Below are 22,358 nucleotides of genomic sequence, written 5' to 3'. Positions count from 1 at the left end.
ATAAAAATGGTATAATCTTATACTATAATTATTGCTGATTATTAAAGGGTGAGAATAATGAATATTACATTATATAGAAAGTACAGACCGCAGAATTTTAACGAAATTGCAGGACAGGAATTTGTAACGAGAGCCATAAAAAATTCTCTGAGAGAGAACAGACTTTCTCATGCATATTTATTTACAGGACCGAGAGGAGTAGGGAAGACAACTATTGCAAGACTTATTGCAAAAGGTGTGAACTGTCTTAATAACGGTATTACCGATAATCCGTGTGGAGAATGTGATAATTGCAGAGAGATTGCTCAAGGAATTTCAATGGATATGATTGAAATTGATGCCGCTTCAAACAGAGGAATTGACGAAATACGTGAACTTAAAGAAAAAATAAATTATCAACCTGTAAAAGGAAGAAAAAAAGTATATATAATAGACGAAGTCCACATGCTTACAAAAGAGGCGTTCAATGCCCTTCTGAAAACTTTGGAAGAACCTCCTTCTCATGTAATATTTATATTGGCAACTACAGAAATAGATAAAATACCCGATACGGTAGTTTCCCGTTGTCAGAGATATGATTTTCTACCTATTGACAGGAAAGATATAACAGCTCTTTTAAGGGAAGTGTCGGAAAAGGAAAATATAGAAATAGATGATGCCAGCCTTGATCTTATTTACAGAAAGTCGGAAGGAAGTGCAAGAGACAGTTTTTCAATATTTGAGCAGGTCGTGTCAAATTTTAACGGTGAAAATATAGATATTTCAAAAACGCAAAATGCACTGGGAGTGGTACCTGAAATTGTTTTGAGTGAATTTCTTGAACTGATAAGGAAAAGAAATAAAGAAGAGCTTATAGACTTTATAGACAGGATATGGGAAGAAGGAATCGGAACGGAAATTTTTCTGAAAGATTTTGCTTATTATTTAAAAGAACAATTTAAAAAAAATAAGGAACTTTCAGCTGATTTTATACTTAATACAATAAGTTCAATATTTTCGGTACTGAATGAATTTAAGTATGAAGAAGATAAAAGACTTTTAGGATACGTGCTTATATATGAGTTGTACAAAGAAAGAGTAAATACCGGACAAAGTGCCGGAAATACAGTGAATATTAATGAAAAGGTATCAGGAATATCTTCAGGCAGTGGAAATTCGGTTTCGGTAAGTAAAAGAAAAGCTGAAAACAGTTCTTTAATAGGGAAAAACGGTGAAAATATTTCGGCAGCGGCGACAAATGTGTCGGATATTTCGGAAACAGACATAAGTAATATGAAATCAATATATTATACTATTGAGATGTTTGAAGAAAAATGGGCGGATATAAAAAAGGAGATAAAAAAGAAAAGTGTAATGCTTGAAGCTCTTTTATCCGATACATATCCTGAAAAGATAGACGGAAACATTCTTTTAATAAGATTTCCTGAAGGACATAAATTTCATAGTGATAAAATAATGGAAAATGAAAACAGGATAAAAATAGAAAAGATAATAAATAAAATATGTAGTTCGGATGTTTTAATAGATACTGTTTTTGAAGGAAAAGCAAAGGAGCATTCGGGAGATGACTTTATAAATAAAGTGATTGATTTTTTCGAAGGTGAAATAATTGATAAAAAATAGAATATAAAATAAAATATAAAGTTGTAAAACGGGAAAATATAAAAAATAAGAAGTATAATAGTGAATATGACATAATTATGTCATAATAAAAATTATTTAATAGTATACGATTATTTAAATATGATAGGAGGAAAGTAATGAAAGTAAAAGTAATTTTAAAAGACACAATAAAAGGTGTAGGAAAGAAGGATGAAATTGTTGAAGTAAAGGACGGATATGCAAATAATTTTTTATTTGCTCAAAATAAGGCAGTACCTGCAACTCCTGAGAATATAAATAAACTGAAAAATAGAAATGAAAAAATAAAAAGAAATCATGACAATGATGTAAAAAAAGCAAGTGAACTGAAAGAATTATTAAATTCGAAAGAAATAGTTCTGAAAGTAAAGTCGGGAAATAACGGAAAAGTATTCGGTTCTGTCGGAGGTAAAGAAATAGCGGAAGCAATAAAAGAGCAACTGAATATAGAGATAGATAAGAAAAAAATATCTTCGGATTCAAGAATGAAAGAGCTTGGTGAACACGATGTGGAAATAAAGCTTCATTCTGAGGTTAAAGCAATAATAAAAGTGAAATTGGAAGGACAGGAATAATAAATTATGGAATTATTCAGTGAAAATAAAAATGAAAACGAACTGAAAATACCTTACAGTATTGAAGCTGAAGAAGCTTTGCTCGGTTCGATTTTCATAAAACCCGATGTTGTCGGAGATGTGATTGAAATAGTATCGGCAGCAGACTTTTACAAAAATAATTACAGAATAATATTTAATGAAATGCTTAATGTCTATAATACAGGGAAAATTATAGATGTGCTTGTTATTAAAGATTCCCTTGAATATCAGAACCTTTTAGATGAAATAGGCGGAGAAGATATATTATATGATTTGACTGATGTAGTGCCTACCGCCGCCAATGCTGTGACTTATGCACAGATTATAAAAGAGCGTTCGGTCCAGAGGCAACTCATAGAAACAGGAGAAAGGATCACAAGAATGGCTTACAGAGGCTATGATGAAGTCGACAAAATGCTTGATAAAGCTGAAAGTATGATATTTAAAATAGCCGAATCAAAACAGAAAAAAGACGTAGTTTCATTGAGAGAACTGGCGGGACTGAAAATTTCCAGTCTGGATGAAATGTCCAAATATAAAGGGGGATTAAGAGGAATGAGCTCAGGTTTTACCGATTATGACACTCTTACGAGCGGATTTCACGGCTCAGACCTTATAATTCTCGCTGCAAGACCTGCCATGGGGAAAACGGCATTTGCATTAAATCTTGCTTTAAATGTGGCAAAATCAGGAAAACATGTACTTATATTCAGTCTGGAAATGGGAAATGAGCAACTTTTTGAAAGACTTCTTTCAATTGATTCAAAAATAAAGCTGAAATCTATAAAAGACGGAACATTGACGAATGATGATTACACCCTCTTAGGAAACAGCATGGGAAGATTATCCGAACTTCCACTTTATATTTCCGACTCATCAAGTGTAAATATACTTGAGATAAAGGCGGTGGCAAGACGATTGAAAGCTGAAGGGAAACTGGATTTTATGCTTATTGACTATTTACAGCTCATAACACCGTCAGAAGGTTCAAAAAAAAGTAGAGAACAGGAAATTTCAGAAATTTCCAGATCTCTTAAAATTATTGCTAAAGAATTGGATATTCCTATTATTACATTATCACAATTATCAAGAAGTGTGGAGTCAAGAACAAATAAAAGACCCATATTGTCTGATTTAAGAGAGTCGGGAGCAATAGAACAGGATGCCGATATGGTAATGTTCCTTTATAGGGAAGCTTATTATCAGAAAGAAGATCAAGGTCAGCAGGGAAGTCAAGGATTTAATGATCCTAATATGCCTCAAAGTTATACGGGACAACATTCTAACAGTTTTGAAAAGATAAATCCCGAAATAGAATCAGTGGAGGTAATTATCGGAAAGCACAGAAGTGGACCCACAGGGACTATAATTTTAGGATTCAGACCGAGCTATCAACAGTTTGTAAATGTAATAAGTGATGCCCGTGCAAATATGTATCCTGAATAAAAGATGAGAAAAGAATGAAAACGGGGTGATTTTTCATTACAACTGAAGTATACAGAATAACGTATAAATAACTAAATTAATATAAATTCAAGGAGGGAAAATGCAACAAAAAAGAAAAGTTGAGTTACTTGCGCCCGCAGGTAATATGGAAAAATTAAAGACAGCTTTTCATTTCGGAGCGGATGCGTGTTTCGTAGGAGGCAGTGCATTCAATTTAAGGGGAATGTCCTCAAATTTTAAAAATAGTGAATTAAGGGAAGCAATAGATTATGTTCACAGTTTAGGGAAGAAAATATATGTGACTTTAAACATATTCGCTCATAATTCTGAAATAGAGTATATGCCGAGATTTATCAAATTACTTGATGAGTATGGGGCTGATGCGGTAATAGTGGCGGACTTGGGAGTATTTCAGTTAGTAAGAGAACATGCACCGAACTTACCTATACATGTAAGTACGCAAGCTAATAATACAAACTGGATGAGTGTAAAAACATGGCGTGATATGGGAGCTAAAAGAGTAATTCTTGCAAGAGAAATGTCTCTTACGGAAATAAGGACAATTAAGGAAAAAGTACCTGATGTTGAAATAGAAGTATTTATACATGGAGCAATGTGTATGGCTATTTCAGGAAGATGCCTGTTAAGCAATTATTTTACTTCACGTGATGCCAATAGAGGGATATGCGCTCAAGATTGCAGATGGAATTATAAAGTGATAGCAGAAGGTCATGAAGAAAAAGGAGCTCATGACATTGTTGAAGAACATGGAAGTACATTTATATTCAATGCAAAAGATTTATGTACAATAGAATTTATAGATAAAGTTCTTGAAACAGGAGTAGATTCTTTGAAAATAGAAGGAAGAATGAAAAGCATATATTATAATTCCACTGTTGTCAAGCAGTACAGACAGGCTTTAGATTCATATTATTCAGGGGATTATAAATACAATCCGAAATGGTTGTATGAACTTCAAACAATAAGTCATAGACTGTATTCCAAAGGCTTTTATCTCGGTGTAACTACAGAAGAGGATCAAAATTATAATACAGGTTCATCTTACAGTCAGACTTATCAACTGGTAGCCAAGGTAATAGAAAAATTGGATGACAGCAGATATATATGGCAAATAAGAAATCGTGTATTTGCAGCTGACACTCTTGAACTTATGAGACCCAAGCAGGATCCTGTAAAATTTAAAATAGAAAATTTTCTGAATACTAAAAATAATGAAATTATCGAAGTTGCTCACCCGAACACGATTGCTATAGTAAAAACAGATGTAAAAATGGAGCCGATGGACTTAATAAGAGTAAAATTGCCTGAAGGACAATCGGATAGTGATATGGAAATGGGAGAGAACACTTTATAGAAAGTCATTTTAATAAAATGTTTAAGTTTTTTCAAAGTCAATCTAAAAATAAATCAAAGTATGATGACATATACTCTTTTGTGAAGAGGTAAATACACGATTTTAAAATGGTAGAGTATTATACTCTACTATTTTTTCATAAATTAGTGTATAATGTATTAAAATAAAAAATGAAGTGGTGATATTATGAGAGAGAAAATATTAGTAATTGAAGATGATCCGAAAATTTCCAGATTATTGGAAATAGAATTGAAATTTGAAGGATTTGACGTATTTTTCGCCTATGACGGTAAAGAAGGTCTTAATATGGCAAAATACGGTTCATATGATTTAATTTTACTTGACGTTATGCTTCCGAAAATGAGCGGCATGGAAGTGTGTAAAAGAATAAGAGAAGGTTCTCAAGTACCTATTATTATGCTTACGGCAAAAGACGAAATAAGTGATAAGATAGTAGGATTTGACTACGGTGCAGATGACTATATGACGAAACCTTTTTCAAATGAAGAACTTCTTGCAAGAATAAAGGCTCTTTTAAGAAGAACTAAAAAGACGGTAGATCATAAAGGAGTATTTGAGTTTGAAGATTTAAAAATCAATTATTCCACTTATGAAGTATTCAGAGGAGAAACACTTATATCTCTTTCAAAAAGAGAATTTGAACTTCTTGATTTCCTTGTTCTGAATAAAGGGATAGTTTTATCGAGAGATAAAATACTTGAAGAGGTTTGGGGATTTGATTACATAGGAAATGACAACATTCTGGATCTTTATATTAAATATTTAAGGGATAAAGTGGATAAACCTTATGAGAGAAAATTTATCCAAACAGTAAGAGGAATCGGATTTATTTTTAAATAAGGAGATAATCTATGAAAAAAATAAAATTAGAAGACCGTATTTCAATGAGTTACGTTCTTCTATTTTTAGCGTTAATATTAATTTCCAATTTTGTACTTATTTATATTCTAAAAAAAGAAAATTCAAGATCACTTCAAATGGCTGCTGCAGCAAAACAGGAAGAGTTAAATGAATATCTTGACAAATGGGCAGTTTACTCAAGATCCGAGCAATTTCAGTGGGAATCACCGTCAGGACAGCTTCAAGGTGAAAGGATAGTATATCTTAGACGTCCATTTAATCCCGGAGACAGTGAGTATCTTTATTTAATGCAGGCAAAGTCTGAAGAGACAAGGCAGATATTATTGAACAGTGTCACTCCCGTGGACATTCTTGATACGGGACTTGATAGGGAAAATATGGCAAGTCAGGGACAGGGGATTATAGATACTATAGAAAATAACAATATAAAGGAAAATGACATCAAAGGAAAAGATATAAGGCTTTCTGATAAAAAAATAGCGGAAAATGATTCTGACAGTGATATTTATCATGTATTTAAAGTAAGCAGAAAAATGAAAGCAGGCATAAGAGAATATACAGTTGACATTTATGTATTGAAAAATGTAAATCAGGAAACAAAAATATATAATAGATTACAGCTTCTTATTGTCCTATTTTCTTTAATAGGAGTAATTATTACAGTAATTATGTCAAGGCTGTTAAGTAAAAGGATTTTAAGACCTGTAAACAGTATTATAAAAACAGCGAAAACTATTAATACGGATGATTTGAGTAAAAGAATCGATGTTCCGAAAACGGAAGATGAATTACAGAACCTGACATTGATTATAAATGAAATGCTTGACAGACTCGAATTTTCTTTTGACAATCAGTCAAAATTCGTGTCTGATGCTTCACATGAGCTACGTACACCTCTGGCAATAATAAAAGGCTATGCGGAAATTATAAAGAAAAGAAGGCTTACTGATATGGAAATTTTTGAAGAGTCTATAGATTCCATAATAAATGAAGCGGAAAATATGAAAAGCCTTGTACAGAAGCTTTTATTTCTTGCTAAAGGAGAAGTTACTAAAATAAACACTAATTTTTCCGAAATAGATACGAGTGAGTTTATTCAACAGATATATTCCGATACGGTAGTATCAGTGAAAGACCACGTATTTAATTTGGAAAAATCTGAGGATTATAAAATTAAAGCGGATACGACACTACTTCAACAGGCAGTCAGAGCATTAATAGAAAATGCAGTAAAATATTCCGATAAAAATACTAATATTTATATAATTTCGGAAAAGAAAAACAATAAAGGAAGAATTACTATAAAAGATGAAGGCGTGGGAATGACCGATGAAGATGCCAAAAGAGTATTTGAAAGATTTTACAGAGTTGATGCATCAAGAACCAAAGCTACGGGAGGAACAGGACTTGGGCTTGCCATTGTTAAGAGAATAGTGGAAATACATAATGGAAAAATAGAAGTAAAGTCTGAACTCGGGAAAGGTACGGAAATAACTATAGTACTTCCTTTAGTAGAAGAAAAACTTATTGAAAAAGTTAAAAATAGTAAATCGATATTAAAAATAGTAAATAATAAGAAATAATATATACATTAATAAAATATTTAGGAGGAAAAATGGCTAGAAAATATTTCGGAACAGACGGTATGCGTGGAGAAGCCAATAAAGACCTTACAATTGATCTTGTAACGGATTTAGGATTGGCTCTGGGATATTATTTGAAAAAAAATAAGAAAGAAGCGGTAAAACCTAAAGTAATTTTGGGAACGGATACTAGAATATCCGGATATATGATAAGATCCGCACTGTCGGCCGGATTGACTTCAATGGGAGTACATATTGACTTTGTAGGAGTTCTTCCTACTCCGGGAGTATGTTATCTCACAAGGAAGTTGAATGCTGATGCGGGAATAATGATATCGGCTTCGCATAACCCTGTAAAAGATAACGGAATTAAAATTTTCAGTCAAAATGGATATAAGTTGCCTGATAATATTGAAGAAGAGCTCGAAGCTCTTATGGAAAATCGAGAAGAGCTTTTAAAACACCAAATATCGGGGGATGATTTAGGGAGATTTAAATATGTGGAAGATGATATGAGAATATATCTTGATTTTCTTGAATCTACAGTAAAAAGAAGTTTTAAAGGTACAAAAATAGTGATTGATGCTGCGAACGGTGCGGCATATAGAGTCGCCTCAAAAATTTTTCAGAGATTAGGTGCGGATATAATAGTTATAAATAACATACCTAATGGGAAAAATATAAATGTTGATTGTGGGTCTACCCATCCTGAACTGTTACAGGATGTAGTAAAAGTGTATAATGCAGACTTGGGACTGGCTTATGATGGAGATGCGGATAGACTTATAGCTGTAGATCATAAAGGGCATATAATAGACGGTGATCTTATAATAGCTATAATTGCTGAAAGTTTTAAAAAGAAAGGTCTTTTAAATGATAATAAGGTAGTTACCACAGTATCAAGCAATATGGGATTTGAAAAATATCTGGAAGAAAACGGTATAGGATTAATAAGAGCCAATGTAGGTGATAGATATGTTCTTGAAAAGATGAAAGAATTCGGACTCAATCTCGGGGGAGAACAGTCAGGGCATATTCTTATGCTTGATTACAATACTACAGGAGATGGAGTCCTATCATCAATTCAATTGGTTTCAGCGATATTGGAAAGTGGAAAAACTTTAAATGAGCTTGTAAAAGATATAAAATTATGGCCACAGGAATTACAGAATGTAACAGTGTCCAAAGAGAAAAAAGCTGCATGGGAAAGTAATAAAGCACTGACGGATTTTATTAAAGTAAAAGAGCAGGAAATAAATGGAAAAGGAAGAATTCTCGTAAGAGCATCAGGGACTGAACCTTTTATAAGAGTAATGGTAGAAGCTGAAACTCAGGATATAGTGAATAAATATATTAAAGAACTTATAGAAAAAGTTAAAGAGGAACTCGGATAATAAAGAAAATAGGATATAGAAAAGTTTGATACAAGAATATATGAAAATTTGTTTTGAAAGATAGGAGGGAAATATAATGCTGAATGAGATTTGTGAATTTTTTTTAAAAACGGCAGAAGAAGGGAGTATTTCCAAAGCGGCCGATAAGCTTTATATTTCTCAGCCTGCATTATCCCAGCAGCTGAAAAATCTGGAAAAAGAACTGGGAGTTTTTTTGTTTGTCAGAAGTAACAAAGGAATTGAACTGACAGAAGAAGGGAAAATAGTTTATAAATATTTTTCCATGTCTGAAAATCTTTTATATGAAATGAAAAAGGAACTTGAAGATAAAAAAAATAATGTAAAAAAAATCAGAATATCCGCAGTTCCTACAATGTGTAATTATTCTCTACCTTGTGTGATTTATCATCTGAAGCAGCATTATCCCAATATATCTGTGGAGCTTTACAGCAGGAGTGACAGTTTTACAATAGAAGAAGAACTTGTAAGAGAAAGGTGTGATATAGGTTTTCTTTCAGAAAATATTAAAAATAACTGTATTCTTACAAGCAAAAAAATATTTGAAGAGGAAATACTTCTTATTGCATCAAATATATCAAAAAAATATCCTGATTTTATAACAGTGAAAGAATTAAGCAAGTATGATTTAATAAATATATCTACTGAGAATGAAATTACGAAAACAGTTTCAAAATATATAAAAGGTTTTGAAAATTATAAATTTACATACAATCTGGAAAGTATAGATGCGATAAAGTCATGTGTAATAAATGGATATGGTCTGGCTTTTCTACCTTATTCAACTATAAAAAAGGAACTTTATAATAAAGAACTTAAAATAGTGAACATTAATAATTTCTCCATTATTCAGAATATAAGTCTTGTAAAAAGATTTTCCGAAGCTGACGGATTGAAAAGAGTTATTTCATATATAGAAAAACATATATCAAAATTTATTTACTGATAGTGATTTCCCATACACCTTTAAGAACTTCCTCAGTTGTATATCTGAATTTATTCAGTGTACAGTAATATTCAATATTGTGCAGTGCAAGGCTGTGATCAGTTACGAGAAGAACTTTTTTTCCGCTTATAATATGAGAGTGTTTTTCACGTAGCATTATTACAGGGAGTGGACAGTTATAGCCAAGACAGTTTATTTTGAGCATAAAATTAAAGTTCCTTTCAAGATTTATTTTTACAGTTATTTTTGATTAAAATTATGTCGGTTTATTAATTTTAATTTAAAAAAATTATTATAAAAAGACTATATAGAATACATTGTATATTTAATTATACAACAGAATATCTAAATAGTCTAATTTTTATTTTAAAATGTTATTTTTTGTTTATATTAATTTATTAATGCCGTTATTAAAATATACATAAAAAACATTATTACAAAAAAATACTTAAGAAAATAACACCTAAAATATATAAAAATATTATAAAAAAATTTTTTTTTTAGATTTATCTTTTTTTTCATTTTGATAGTCCCTTCAAATTTTTAAAATAACTTTCGGTTTCAAAAGTTATAAGAAAATTTATCGAACATATTAATGTTCTGTCATCCATGGTTCATATTCTTCATAATTTTTTATTTTTTTTCCGTTTAATTTTAAAAAATTCTGTATTGGCAACATTGGAGTTTTAATTTCTTTCTCTGAAAGAATTTTTTGCTGTTGTTCTTCAGATAGACTTCCTTTATATTCACCCGTTTTCAAATTTAAAATAAAATATTCTGTACATTGCTTTTTCAGAAGTTTAAAACTGTAATCACTTTCTTCTGTAGTTTTATGTTCTGCATATAAATTGTCACTTTCTATTAAAATATTATTATCTTGATATATTCCGATACCGTTTTCCTTATCACCATACTCGGATTTTCCATAAAGATACTCTTTTTTAGTATCATATCCTATTAAAATGAGTGTTCCACATCCTATATATTTTTTATTATTTTTATTTTCATAGGAAAAAAGGTCCGTTCCCACTCCTGCTCCCCTAAGATCCATTTCTTCTATTACTTTTACAATATAATTATCATTATTTATTTCAAAAACATTCATAGTATATTCCGAAGCAAAATATAATCCGATATAGAAGAGGATTATTATTGCCGGAAAAAAACTTGAAAGAATACCCGGAATAACAGCAATAGTTATTAAAATGATTTTTTTATATTTAATTTTTTTTCATTTTATTGTTCTCCTAATCTATCGGATATAATGTTGCATATTTCTAATTATTTTTTTTACTGCTTCGGATAATTTTTCCGGTCTGACCGTTTTTGAATATGCTTTTTTTAATTCTTCAGATATCTGTTCCAAATTTTTTACTGAAAATGTATATGATGAAGGAATACCTTTTGTTTTTATTTGAAACGGTTTACCTCCTTTAAATTCTCTTTTATTTTTTTCAATATTAAATAAATCGAGGACATCCTGAAAACTATCTTCTAATGAAGGGTTATAGTTGACTTTTACTTCATATTCTCCATTTTTCTTAGTAACAGTTCCTGAAATATTTTTTATTTGTAAAGTTGTTGTTCCCTATTCAAGACTTCCTTTAAAGAGTAGTTTTACTATTTCTTTTACATCATCATATTGAAAATGGAATTTTTCTCCTTCTTTCAAATTTCTTTTTTTCATATCGCTTTTTATATTATTCCCTATTTTTTTAATCCATCGGAAAATCCCATTTTGACTTCAGATAAGGATATTATTGCTACAAATTCTTTCGGAAATTTTTCTAAATACAATATAGGAGGATTTTTACCGTCTTTTTCAAGATAGTAGTTTCTAATATAATCAGGTGCAATATAAAGGGCAAAATATGCACTTTTATAATTTAACCATGATTGTCGGTCCGAATATTTTTCCTCCGACTTCTTTCAATTTCTTTTTCCTTGTTTTCTAAAGATGTAGTTCTTTGCCGGTTTTTAAAATGTATTCCTATCAGCTTATCTTTATTGTTTATGTTTTCCTGTACCATTTTTTCAAGTTCGCTTTGTGTCCATTTGGATAGATTTTCTTTGATTTGCTGTAAGTTTCTTACCATTTCTCTCCCTCTTCAGTTTTAAGGTGTGCCTTGTATAATTGGCTTATTTTTTGTATTCTGTATCATATAAGGAGAGAAATCAATTTTTAAAAAATTCATAAAAATATTAAAAAAACGAAAAAAGGCTATTTCGAGAAGATAGAAAAATTCATAATTTTACAAGTTTTATAATAATTATTTTTAAAAATTTAATAAAAATATAAATTTATAATTTATAAATTATTCTTCATTTTGCGAAATAACCTTTTTTAATTTTATTTATTTTTGTCAGTATTATTTATACTTAGATTCTATATTTAAATTTTTAACTTACGTAATAGAATTATTTTGTTCGGTTTCCATTTTCAGAAATATATTTTTCAGCATAATAACCTGCTATAGCACCGTCATTTACAGCAGTGGAAATTTGCCTTAAAGATTTGTTTCTTGCATCTCCTACACAATATACTCCTTTTATATTTGTTTCCATTTTTTCATTTGTAGGAATATATCCGTCAGAAGTCATATTAACAATATTTTTAAAAATTTCAGTATCCGGATTATATCCTATAAACAGAAAACATGTGTCAACTTTAAAAGAAAGAAGTTTATCATTTTTTGTATTTTTCAATATTACTTTTTCAAGAAATTCTCCTTTGCTTTCAAACGAATGTACTCTTGTGTTCCATATAAATTCCATTTTTTTATTTTTAAAAGCCTCTTCTTTTGCTGCATGATGACATTTGAGATTACCCACATCACGAGTAACTGAAACAATTACTTTTTTAGCAAACTTTGTAAGGAATATCCCTTCTTCAATGGCGGAATCTCCATTTCCGACAACCATAACAGTTTTATCAATATTAGCTGCTGCATCACAAGTTGCACAGAAAGAAATGCCTTTGCCGTATAAAAATTTTTCTTCGTTAGGAGCATTTGTCAATCGGGGCTTTCCTCCCGAAGCGATTATTACCGCTTTAGCTTCGTATATGTTTCTGAATGTTTCGACAGTTTTCCTTTCATGAGTTAAATTTACAGCTCTTACAGGAGTCTGCTTGAATTTAACGCCGAATTTTTTTGCCTGTTTATGAAACAGGTTCATCAGTTCCGTTCCTGTAATTTTTTCAGGAAAACCGGGATAATTTTCTACTTCATTTGTATATGTCGCCAAACCTCCGATTAAAGATTTTTCAATTATAAGAGTGTTCAGTTTTGCCCGTCCGCAATAAATTCCTGCTGTAAGTCCTGCACTTCCTCCTCCGATAATGACAACATCATAAAATTCTTTTGTTTTATCCATATTTTTATTCTTTCATAATGAAATTTATTAGTATTTTACTTCCTATAACCGCTCCTGTTAAAAGAGAAGCTGCAAAGAGCCAGCCTGTTAATGACAGTGCCGATAAGGCTGAAAACAGAGCGGCGATATTACAACCGGCTGCAAGTCTTGCTCCGACACCCATAAGAAATCCTCCTGCCATTGCTCCGAAAAGCTGCTTTTTTCCTTTTATTTTTCTGATTTTAAATTCTGAGGCATATAAAGCCGCTAAGGTTGCACCGACGATTATACCTATATTTCTTATGGAGCCCCCACTTTTCAAAACAGGAATTATTATAGCCCGTTTTAAACCGGGATTGGCAGTGAAATAGCTCCACTGGGTAGTATCAATACCTATAAAACGGAAAAATTTAGCTCCCCATACTGTAAAAGGTCCTGTAACACTCCAAGCTTCTTTGAAAACTGCAAGATGAGCAGTTGCGGTAACTCCGAGAAGTATAGCTCCTGCATTATAGGAAAGAGGAGTTTTCATTATTTTTTTATAAATTTTGTTTTGACTTAGTTTATTAAAAAATTCCATTTGGTTATTCTCCTTAGGTGTAGTTATGCTTTACACGAACCGCCGACTTTTCCTTCAACTTTACCGAAGTCATTTTCTGCGTCGGGTTTCTGCATATTATTAGGAGCACCTTTCTGTACAGGGAATTTTGAATCCATCTGCCAAGCGTTCCAGCCTCCGTCATAAATGTAACTGTTTTTCCAGCCTGCCATTTGAGTCATGAACCATGATACGGTTGCACGCCATCCTGTACCGCAGTAAAATGCAAGTTTATCATCTTTTTTAATACCCTGTTTTACCCATAATTCAAAAATTTCTTTGGGATTTCGCAAAGTTCCGTCAGGATCATAGTAATCTGCAACATTACTTGAGTCTGTTCCGGCAAATCCCCAGATAGCACCTTTAATTTCTCCTTTTCCGGGAATGTAGTCATATCCGCTTACTTTTCCGATATATTCGTCCCATGAACGGTTACTTATAAGCTTTAATCCTTCTTTTTCCTGCATATCCAGTGCCTGTTCGGGCATTGAAATATTAATATGCGGATTTGCAGGAATTACTGTACCGAAATCTGTTTCCGGTTTTGGAGTATTTACTTTAGTTTCAGTAGGAAACCCTGCGTCTGTCCATGTAATAAGATTACCGTCAAGAACTCTTACATCTTCCACTCCTGCCCATTTTAAAGCCCAGAATACACGATAAGCTGCAAGTTGGTTTTCTGCTGAATAAAGTACGATAGTTTTGTCTTTTGTAATACCGTTTTTCAATAAGTTTTGCTTCATAGTTTCAGGGTCACTTAAATTCCATACAGGAGCATTTTCTATCCAGTCAGTATCAAAATGATAGGCTCCCGTAATATGCTGAACATAACCTTTACTTTTTTCCAGAGGTCCCCACGATACTTCAAACAACATAAATTTATCATTAGTATAAGTTTCAGGCTTTTCTCCCTGTAAAAGGGCGTTTACCCATTTAGGCGAAACACTGAACTGAAAATTAGGAAAGGACTCCATAGGATTTTCTTTTGTGTTGGTATAATTGATAAAGTCATTATATGTTCTTACTTTATAGCCTCTTGATGCAAATTCGGCACTTACACAGTTGAGATTTTCCAAATCGGTACCGTAAAATACAAGAGTTTTGTCTTTAGTAATTCCCTTACCTGCGGCAAAACCTTCAAACTTGTCGTTCTGAATGTGATTAAGCCAAGCACAGCTGAACTGGATTGCATTTTTAATATGTCCTCCCCTTTCAGCTTTTCCGTCTTTAAATCCGTTATACAGACTGTCTTCTCTTGTGTCTATAATTACGTAAGCGGGATTATCGAGAACCTTCAGAAGTTCGTCGGTTTTTATTTCTTTAACAGAATTATTGTTACAGCTTGTAAAAATTCCCAGAACAACAGTAAGCGTGCTGAAAAGTAAAAATATTCTTAATTTCATTATATGTTTCTCCTTATTTATGATATAACGATATTTTCATGTATGACACAATTTACTATGAAAATACCGTATTTTGATTTACTTTGAAAGATTTATCATTTCAAAATAAAGTTTACAAGTATTTTACTTCCTATAATCGCTCCTACTAAAAGAGAAGCTGCAAAGAACCAACCTGTAAGGGATAAAGCGGACAAAGCCGAAAATAACGCGGCAATGTTACAGCCTGCTGCAAATCTGGCTCCGAAGCCCATAAGAAATCCGCCTGCCATTGCTCCGAAAAACTGTTTTTTTCCTTTTATTTTTTTGATTTTAAATTCTGAAGCATATAAAGTCGCTAAAGTTGCACCGACAATTATACCTATATTTCTTATGGAACCTCCATCTTTTAAAAAGGGAGTTATAATAGATTTTCCCATACCTGAATGGGTAACAAAGTAATTCCATTGGGTAGTCTCAATACCTATAAAACGGAAAAATTTGGCTCCCCAGACAGTAAAAGTTCCTGTAACTCCCCAAGCTTTGTTAAATATGGCTAAATGTGCGGTAGCTGCTACACCGAGTAGTGTTGCACCTGCATTGTATGATAGGGGAGTTTTCATCAGTTTTTTATAAATAATATTTTGACTGAGTTTATTGAAAAATTCCATTTTCTACTCTCCTTTTAATTATTTGCTTTTTTCTACTATAATATTCCATTCACCTTCTGAAATTTCTTCCACTTCAGTATTATATCCTACTTTTTCAGCCCATTCGGGAATATTTTTGATGGCACAGGAGTGGTCTACATTAATTACGAGAATATCTCCTACTTCCATAGTTTTAAATTTATTTTGAGCCTTTATTAAAGGTATAGGACAAGCCTCACCTAAACAGTCTAAATTGTACGTTTTCATTATTTTACCTCCATAGATTTATAATTTTATAATTTTTTTAAATTAAATTGATAATGTCAGTCAGGAATTTTAAAAGTTATAAGATTATTCTCCAGAACCTATTTTTTTTGTCTGCCATTTGACTGCTATAATATAAATAATAAGTATAATGGAAAATTGAAAAACGAGAGCTCCTATCCAACCGAGATAATCAGGTAAATATATTGCAAATTCTTTTTTTCTGAAAACAGGTTCTAAAAATCCCATTACCCATGCACCTATTACAGAGCCTAGTATAAAGAATATAAAAGAAATCCATTGCATTTCAAAGCCTTCACCGAATCTCATTAAAGTTCCTGAAGCACAACCTCCTGCGATAACCATACCGATTCCGAAAATAATTCCTCCAATAATTATGAGAACGGATAACGGTTCAACTGAATCAAGACCGACTGGTTTTCCTCCTGAGAGTACTGAACCGAAGCTGATAGCTGTAAATCCTATTGTTCCAATAGAAATTGCAAGTAAAACGGCTCTTGTAAGGGAAGTACTTCCTGTCAGAATCGGGTCACGAAAAGCAGCGGTAAAGCAAAATCTTGAACGCTGTAAAATCATTCCGAAAGCAATTCCGAATATCCAGTAAGTCACTAATTTGGAATTATTCAGATAAAATCCAAAGGCGATTATCAGAATTGTTAGAACTAATGCCATAGGAATCTGGGATTTTAAAGGCTTTTTTTTTGAACATCTTGTTACATTTATTTTTTCCGCTTCTTTATTCACTTAATATTCCTCCTTATTTATAGTTATTAAATAAATTAAAAAAATTATTTATTCAGTATCTTGATAAAATTATAACTTTGAAAAAAAATATAGGGAAGAAGTAAAAAAAAATACACTATTCAAATTTTGAATAGCAAAAATTATAAAAAATTAGATTTTAATAAAATTATATTACTTTTAAAGTCTATAATTATTAAGAAGATCATGAATCAGGATTATAATTTTGACTGTAGATAAAATAAGACGTTTTAATCTATTTTAAATTTTTAATATTGACTTTTTGAATTAATTAAGATATAACACAGGAAATAAAAGGAGAAAAAACAGAGTTTGAATATATTTCGAAAAAACGGAAAATATTCAGAAAGCTGATACAGGGTCAGATTATAGTATTATATTAAGGAGGATAAGTGTGAAAGATTATTACAAATGGGCAAAGGAATTTGCTGTTGAATATATAGCGCCTTTTGCAGAAGAAATTGACAAGACAGGTAAATTTCCTGAAGAAATTTTTAAAAAAATAGCAGAGGAAGGATTTTTTAAAATTCTTGTGCCGAAAGAGTTTGGAGGAGACGGAGAAGAGGTTACAGCTCATGCACAGGTTACGCGTGCATTTTCAGAAGCTTGTGCTACTGTGGGATTATGTTATACAATGCATAATGTTGCATTGAAATTTACACTTACATTTGGACGTGAAGAAATAAAAAATCAAGTTATAAAAGATGTAGTTGAAAATAAAAAGTTTATGACTCTTGCAAGAAGTGAGTTCGGCACAGGAGTACATGTTTTCAATTCCCAACTGGAAATAAAAAATACAGACGAATACAGTATCATAACAGGAGCTAAAAGTATGATTACTTCGGCTAATCATGCTTCATATTATCTTATTTCCGTTCCTGCAGATAAAGAAAAAGGTCCGGTAAACTGGCTTATACCATATGGTGCTGAAGGATTGTCCTTTAAGGAAAGTGAATGGAACGGTCTTGGAATGAGAGGAAATAATTCCTGTCCTATGTATATGGAAAATATGAAACTTGACAATAAATATGCGGTATATATAGATAGAAAAAAGGCAAATCAGATTTATCCTGTAAATATTGATGTTATATTTTTTATGACAGGTCTTGCAGCTGTGTATACCGGATTATCAAGAACTATTTATGAAGCTGCCAAAGAACATACTTTATCAAGAAAATATCCGGGAGACAAATCCTTAGCTTCTATTGAAACTGTACAATTACATTTATCCCAGCTTTTCAATAATGTTTTTATAAGTGAAAGTTTATTGGAAGTAGCGGCAAAATCTTTGGAAAATGGAGAGAAAGATGCATTTGAAAAAATTATGTCTGCAAGAGTTACCGCTTCTCTAAATTGTGTAGATTCAGCTACTCTTGCTATGAGAATAGGTGGAGGACAGGCATATAACAATAAAAATTCTCTTGCAAGACTTTTAAGAGATGCTTTTGCGGCTCCTGTCATGTTTCCGAGTGTAGATGTATTGCGTAATTGGATTGCCAAAGTGATTACAGGTCAAAATATATTGTAAAAGCTATATTTTTGTTTTTACAAAATTATAATGTATATTCGTTTTTGAATAATTTTATTGTTAGAAAGAAGATATAAAGATAATTTAGTAAATAAATGTTAAAAGACATTAAAATTAAAATGTGTATTTAAATTATTTTTCCGTGAGGATTTATCACTGTTCTTATGTGCTTAATGAAGAAAAAATCCCGACATTCAGGCTGTTCAACTTATGAAACAATCTGGGGTATCGGGATTTTATTTATTGTTTTTATTGAATTTTTTATTGCAAAATCACTTTATATTATTTTTGGTTTTTCCGACATTCAGAAATTCGTAAAATACGTGAATTATGTCGGGTTAGAAAATAAATATCTGAGTGAAGAAAGTTTTAGATTTTCCAAGTATAATAAATATTTTTTAAAATTTAAAATATTATAGTAGGAAATTAGATATACAAAAGATGGAATAAACTTCTAATTAAGAAAAATGTTTTTTAAATTAAACTATTTTTCAATAAAGTTATGTTAAACTTTTTTAAATAAAAATATGAAATATTTTATGAGAACATAAGCAACAGCAAAAATAGCTGTAAGTTCTCCAAAAATAACAAATTTTCTCAATAAAGCCGGATTTCCTCCCGAATTTTTTATAAACCCTACTGCAAGTTTAAGGGCAAGCCCGCTTATTGCAAGAGGGAAAGTAAAAGCTGAAAAACTCGGATAAAATTTCAGTTTTAACAGTTTCGGCATGGAAGTTATAACAAGTATGTAAAAGAAAACTGTCAAAAAAATGAGAAAATAAAATATAAATAAATTTTTTTCAGGAAAGCTGCTTATATATCCTGCCAGAAGTAGTGCTGCAGGAGCAGCAAAAACTGAAAATGTGGGTAATGCAGGCTCGGGGATATTTTTTATTACGAATACTCTGTAACAGACAATGGGAAGTAATATAAGATATGAAATAAAACCGAACCAGAAAGCTGTCTGTCCTACAGATATCAGTTTATATGCAGGAGCTGTAACACTTATTGTGACAATGCCTACATATACTATAAACCATGTTGTAAAAACAGTTTTTATGTTCCGCTTAGGTAAATAATATGAAGTAAACCATATTATAAGAGCGGTATGAACTATAATACCTGAAATCCAAAGAAAAAATCCCTGTTCTTTATTTCCGATATATGTAGATAAAACGATAAGAGCCATAGAAAATGTTGCAAAACTTCCTGCAATTAAAGGATTTTCCAATTCTTTTTTAAATTCTTGAAAATTTATAACTATTTTTATTAATAATAAAATAAGAATAACAGATGCTAAAAATCCTGATACATTTCTGTAAATCTCTCCATAGCTTCTTAATAGATTCCCCAAAGTTACCAATCCTAAAGCAATTCCCGAAATGGGAACAGGATATTTTTTAAAAAAATCTTTCATAGCAAATCTCCTTTATATAAAGTTTTATTAATAATTATTATAATCTATTTTTTAATTTTTTAAAAGTCTTAAAATTTTTTCAAAAAGTAAACTATGGAATATTAATTGGAAAGCAAGTATAAGTATAATCAAATATGTTAAAAAAATTAAAAGATCTTAAAAATCTGTAATTATTTAAGAATACAATTAAAAAAATGAAAACTTTTATCAGATTAAAAAATATAAGTAAGAGGAAAGATTTTATCTTAATTTTGTTATAAATTTAAAAAAATAAAAAATAATAAAAATTAAAATAATTTAATAAAAAATTGAAATATTGGGAAAAATCTTGAATTTATTGTGTAATAAAGAAACAGAGTAAGAAACGGAAATGTAGAAGTAAGTAAACGGATATAATGATTTTTTAAAGGTTTATTCTTATAATTAAAATTTATATACACTTCAATTTCAAAATGAGAAATGTATTTTTTAGTTGTTGACTTTTTAAGAAAATCAGGGTATAACTTAATTGAAGATAATAACTGATTTATTTGGATGAAGAACACAGGAGAGACTCTACAACGGAGCACCGAAGGTACAAGTCGGCAAAATTGCAGCTGCTGATGAAATTCTCAGGTAAAGGGACTGTGTTTGGACAAAACTCTGGAGTTATTTATAACAGGGAGAATGCAGAAGTGTTTTCCTATTTTTGATTTTATGGCAGAGAGTAATTTTAATAAGGAGATATGGAAGTGAAACTATTAACAAACAATCCTAAATTTTTAAATTATGTAAATAAAGGCATAGAAGTGGATTTCAGGGAAGTAAGTTATTTAAAAATATTAGAAATAGCACGTGATTATGTACATAAAAATTATGAGATACTTACTCATCCTATGTATGGAAGTGTGAAACCGAATGAAACTCTTTACAGATCAGTAGTTTTGGAACCTAAAGATACTTTAGATATTAATTCGGTTAATTTAATATCCCATGCAATAGAAACTTTTATAAAATTCAGAAAAAATAAAGAAACTCCATTATGGCAGGAAAACATAAAAGAAGATTTCAGTGTTATAGATCACGACCTGATTACCAATGCTATAGAAAGAATAATCAAGTAACAGACAAAAAAATTAAGGAGGCTGATTATGGCGGAACATTTTGACCTGATAATCATCGGTTCAGGACCGGCAGGTTTATCTTCAGCATTATATGCGTCAAGAGGAAGACTGAAGACACTAGTTTTGGAAAAAGGACAGAACGGAGGTCAAGCGGCGATTACTCACTTGATTGAAAATTATCCGGGGTCTATTGAAAATCCTACAGGACCTAATTTGACTGCAAGAATGCTTGAGCAATGTAAAAGTTTTGGTACTGAAGTAAGAAAAGAAGAAGTTGTAGAAGTGGATTTTTCAAGTAAAGAAAAAATTGTTAAATGTAAGGATACAGTTTATACTGCGAAGGCAGTAGTAATAGCTACAGGAGCTACTCCGAGAAAATTGGATGCTCCGGGAATAAAAGAACTTTCAGGAAAGGGAATTTCATACTGTGCAACATGTGATGCAGATTTTTTCAAAGAACTTGAAGTATATGTAGTAGGTGGGGGTAACAGTGCTATTGAAGAAGCTATTTTCCTGTCGAAATTCGCGAGACAAGTTCATATAGTTCATATGCTTGATCATTTCCAATGCGAAGGAATTACTCTGGAAAAAGCCAAAAATACTCCTAATATAGATATTACAACGAGAACGGTAGTTCAGGAAGTAAAAGGTGATGGTATTCTGGAGTCTATCGTATTTAAAAATTTGGATACAGAAGAAGTATATGAAGTTGAAGCTGATGAAGAAGATGGAACTATGGGATTGTTCGTATTTATAGGATATACCCCTCAGACAGAGTTATTCAAGGGAAAAATCGAACTTGATCAGTATGGATATATTGTAGCGGGAGAAAATACTGAAACAAATGTTCCGGGTGTATTTGTAGCAGGAGATTGCAGAATTAAGGAAGTGCGTCAGGTAGTTACGGCGGCGGCGGATGGTGCAGTTTCTGCGATAATGGCTGAAAAATATATTAGTGAGCATTTTGAATAATTTTGTGTATTTATTTACAAGGGAAAAATAATACTGCTAAATAATACGTTTATATATATTATTTAAAATATAAGGGAAAGGAGGAAAAATAAATGTTGGAATTGGATAAAGACACTTTTGAAACTGAAGTGTTGCAGGCGGAGGGATATGTATTTGTAGACTTCTGGAGTGAAGGTTGTGTACCATGTAAAGCTCTAATGCCGGAAGTTCATAAATTAGCTGAAAAATATGAAGGTAAAATGAAATTTACTTCTCTTGACACTACAAAAGCAAGACGTCTTGCTATTAAACAGAAAGTTTTAGGCTTGCCTACTTTAGCAGTTTATAAAGATGGTGAAAAACTTGAAGAAGTGACAAAAGACGATGCAACTGTAGAAAATGTGGAAGCATTAATAAAAAAATATTTGTAATTAACTGTAAATGTTACTT

The 22,358-nt window shown here is 31.3% G+C and carries 22 protein-coding genes and 1 riboswitch; of the genes, 12 read left to right on the top strand and 10 right to left on the bottom strand.

Annotated features, from left to right (window positions below):
- The first annotated feature begins 57 nt into the window (after window positions 1-57).
- The 8 genes from dnaX to EII29_RS06305 all read left to right on the top strand — a co-directional run bounded on the left by dnaX (window position 58) and on the right by EII29_RS06305 (window position 9,881).
- Window positions 58-1,623 carry a DNA polymerase III subunit gamma/tau gene (dnaX, locus tag EII29_RS06340; RefSeq protein WP_125236695.1) on the top strand — a complete coding sequence of 522 codons (1,566 nt, stop codon included), beginning with the start codon at window positions 58-60 and terminating at the stop codon, window positions 1,621-1,623.
- Window positions 1,624-1,760: 137 nt separating this feature from the next.
- Entirely contained in the window at window positions 1,761-2,216 is a 456-nt protein-coding gene (gene rplI, locus EII29_RS06335) for a 50S ribosomal protein L9 (protein ID WP_125236694.1), read from the top strand.
- A gap of 6 nt (window positions 2,217-2,222) precedes the next feature.
- Window positions 2,223-3,683, top strand: coding sequence for a replicative DNA helicase (dnaB, locus tag EII29_RS06330; protein ID WP_125236693.1), 1,461 nt, complete (start codon window positions 2,223-2,225; stop codon window positions 3,681-3,683).
- Between the two features lie 100 nt (window positions 3,684-3,783).
- The gene (locus tag EII29_RS06325; protein WP_125236692.1) at window positions 3,784-5,058 is read left to right on the top strand and encodes a U32 family peptidase; all 1,275 of its coding nucleotides are present in this window, start codon (window positions 3,784-3,786) and stop codon (window positions 5,056-5,058) included.
- 186 nt (window positions 5,059-5,244) lie between these two features.
- Window positions 5,245-5,919, top strand: coding sequence for a response regulator transcription factor (locus EII29_RS06320; RefSeq protein ID WP_021766961.1), 675 nt, complete (start codon window positions 5,245-5,247; stop codon window positions 5,917-5,919).
- An 11-nt stretch (window positions 5,920-5,930) separates the two neighbouring features.
- Window positions 5,931-7,523, top strand: coding sequence for an ATP-binding protein (locus EII29_RS06315; RefSeq protein ID WP_125236691.1), 1,593 nt, complete (start codon window positions 5,931-5,933; stop codon window positions 7,521-7,523).
- A gap of 32 nt (window positions 7,524-7,555) precedes the next feature.
- Entirely contained in the window at window positions 7,556-8,917 is a 1,362-nt protein-coding gene (gene glmM / locus EII29_RS06310; protein WP_125236690.1) for a phosphoglucosamine mutase, read from the top strand.
- 76 nt (window positions 8,918-8,993) lie between these two features.
- Complete coding sequence (locus EII29_RS06305; RefSeq protein WP_125236689.1) at window positions 8,994-9,881, top strand: LysR family transcriptional regulator; 888 nt, start codon at window positions 8,994-8,996, stop codon at window positions 9,879-9,881.
- On the opposite strand, the gene EII29_RS06300 is transcribed toward EII29_RS06305, so the two are convergent.
- The 9 genes from EII29_RS06300 to EII29_RS06260 form a co-directional block, all read right to left on the bottom strand.
- Entirely contained in the window at window positions 9,871-10,086 is a 216-nt protein-coding gene (locus EII29_RS06300) for a sulfurtransferase TusA family protein (RefSeq protein WP_125236688.1), read from the bottom strand. The two genes, EII29_RS06305 and EII29_RS06300, sit on opposite strands and share 11 nt — an antisense overlap.
- A 387-nt stretch (window positions 10,087-10,473) precedes the next feature.
- Window positions 10,474-10,986, bottom strand: a complete 513-nt coding sequence (locus EII29_RS06295; protein ID WP_125236687.1) for a hypothetical protein — start codon at window positions 10,984-10,986, stop codon at window positions 10,474-10,476.
- 781 nt (window positions 10,987-11,767) lie between these two features.
- On the bottom strand, window positions 11,768-11,977 hold the full coding sequence (locus EII29_RS06290; RefSeq protein ID WP_125236686.1) for a hypothetical protein: 210 nt from the start codon (window positions 11,975-11,977) through the stop codon (window positions 11,768-11,770).
- 322 nt (window positions 11,978-12,299) lie between these two features.
- Window positions 12,300-13,256 carry an NAD(P)/FAD-dependent oxidoreductase gene (locus EII29_RS06285; RefSeq protein WP_125236685.1) on the bottom strand — a complete coding sequence of 319 codons (957 nt, stop codon included), beginning with the start codon at window positions 13,254-13,256 and terminating at the stop codon, window positions 12,300-12,302.
- A gap of 4 nt (window positions 13,257-13,260) precedes the next feature.
- The gene (locus tag EII29_RS06280; protein WP_125236684.1) at window positions 13,261-13,815 is read right to left on the bottom strand and encodes a YeeE/YedE thiosulfate transporter family protein; all 555 of its coding nucleotides are present in this window, start codon (window positions 13,813-13,815) and stop codon (window positions 13,261-13,263) included.
- Window positions 13,816-13,838: 23 nt separating this feature from the next.
- A complete protein-coding gene (locus tag EII29_RS06275) occupies window positions 13,839-15,236 on the bottom strand; it encodes a rhodanese-like domain-containing protein (protein ID WP_125236683.1) in 1,398 nt (465 codons plus the stop codon).
- A gap of 95 nt (window positions 15,237-15,331) precedes the next feature.
- On the bottom strand, window positions 15,332-15,883 hold the full coding sequence (locus EII29_RS06270; protein ID WP_125236682.1) for a YeeE/YedE thiosulfate transporter family protein: 552 nt from the start codon (window positions 15,881-15,883) through the stop codon (window positions 15,332-15,334).
- A gap of 18 nt (window positions 15,884-15,901) precedes the next feature.
- On the bottom strand, window positions 15,902-16,129 hold the full coding sequence (locus tag EII29_RS06265) for a sulfurtransferase TusA family protein (RefSeq protein ID WP_125236681.1): 228 nt from the start codon (window positions 16,127-16,129) through the stop codon (window positions 15,902-15,904).
- Window positions 16,130-16,213: 84 nt separating this feature from the next.
- On the bottom strand, window positions 16,214-16,891 hold the full coding sequence (locus tag EII29_RS06260) for a YeeE/YedE thiosulfate transporter family protein (protein WP_233573270.1): 678 nt from the start codon (window positions 16,889-16,891) through the stop codon (window positions 16,214-16,216).
- Window positions 16,892-17,303: 412 nt separating this feature from the next.
- Between EII29_RS06260 and EII29_RS06255 the strand changes: the two genes are divergently transcribed.
- Window positions 17,304-18,437: an acyl-CoA dehydrogenase family protein gene (locus EII29_RS06255; protein WP_125236680.1), complete on the top strand. Its 1,134-nt coding sequence runs from the start codon at window positions 17,304-17,306 to the stop codon at window positions 18,435-18,437.
- A gap of 505 nt (window positions 18,438-18,942) precedes the next feature.
- On the opposite strand, the gene EII29_RS06250 is transcribed toward EII29_RS06255, so the two are convergent.
- Window positions 18,943-19,854 carry a TDT family transporter gene (locus tag EII29_RS06250; RefSeq protein ID WP_125236679.1) on the bottom strand — a complete coding sequence of 304 codons (912 nt, stop codon included), beginning with the start codon at window positions 19,852-19,854 and terminating at the stop codon, window positions 18,943-18,945.
- Between the two features lie 534 nt (window positions 19,855-20,388).
- A riboswitch (glycine riboswitch) is annotated at window positions 20,389-20,491 on the top strand.
- Window positions 20,492-20,585: 94 nt separating this feature from the next.
- Here EII29_RS06250 and EII29_RS06245 point away from each other — a divergent pair.
- The 3 genes from EII29_RS06245 (at window position 20,586) to EII29_RS06235 (ending at window position 22,339) form a co-directional block, all read left to right on the top strand.
- Window positions 20,586-20,957 (top strand): GrdX family protein, encoded by a 372-nt coding sequence (locus EII29_RS06245; RefSeq protein ID WP_125236678.1) that lies wholly within the window; start codon window positions 20,586-20,588, stop codon window positions 20,955-20,957.
- Between the two features lie 27 nt (window positions 20,958-20,984).
- Window positions 20,985-21,929: a thioredoxin-disulfide reductase gene (gene trxB / locus EII29_RS06240; protein WP_125236677.1), complete on the top strand. Its 945-nt coding sequence runs from the start codon at window positions 20,985-20,987 to the stop codon at window positions 21,927-21,929.
- A 92-nt stretch (window positions 21,930-22,021) separates the two neighbouring features.
- Complete coding sequence (locus EII29_RS06235; protein WP_125236676.1) at window positions 22,022-22,339, top strand: co-chaperone YbbN; 318 nt, start codon at window positions 22,022-22,024, stop codon at window positions 22,337-22,339.
- Window positions 22,340-22,358 lie beyond the last annotated feature (19 nt).

Origin of the sequence: Leptotrichia sp. OH3620_COT-345 (genome assembly GCF_003932895.1) — a bacterium.
Lineage (GTDB): Bacteria > Fusobacteriota > Fusobacteriia > Fusobacteriales > Leptotrichiaceae > Pseudoleptotrichia.
This window is presented reverse-complemented; position numbering and strand designations above follow the sequence as displayed.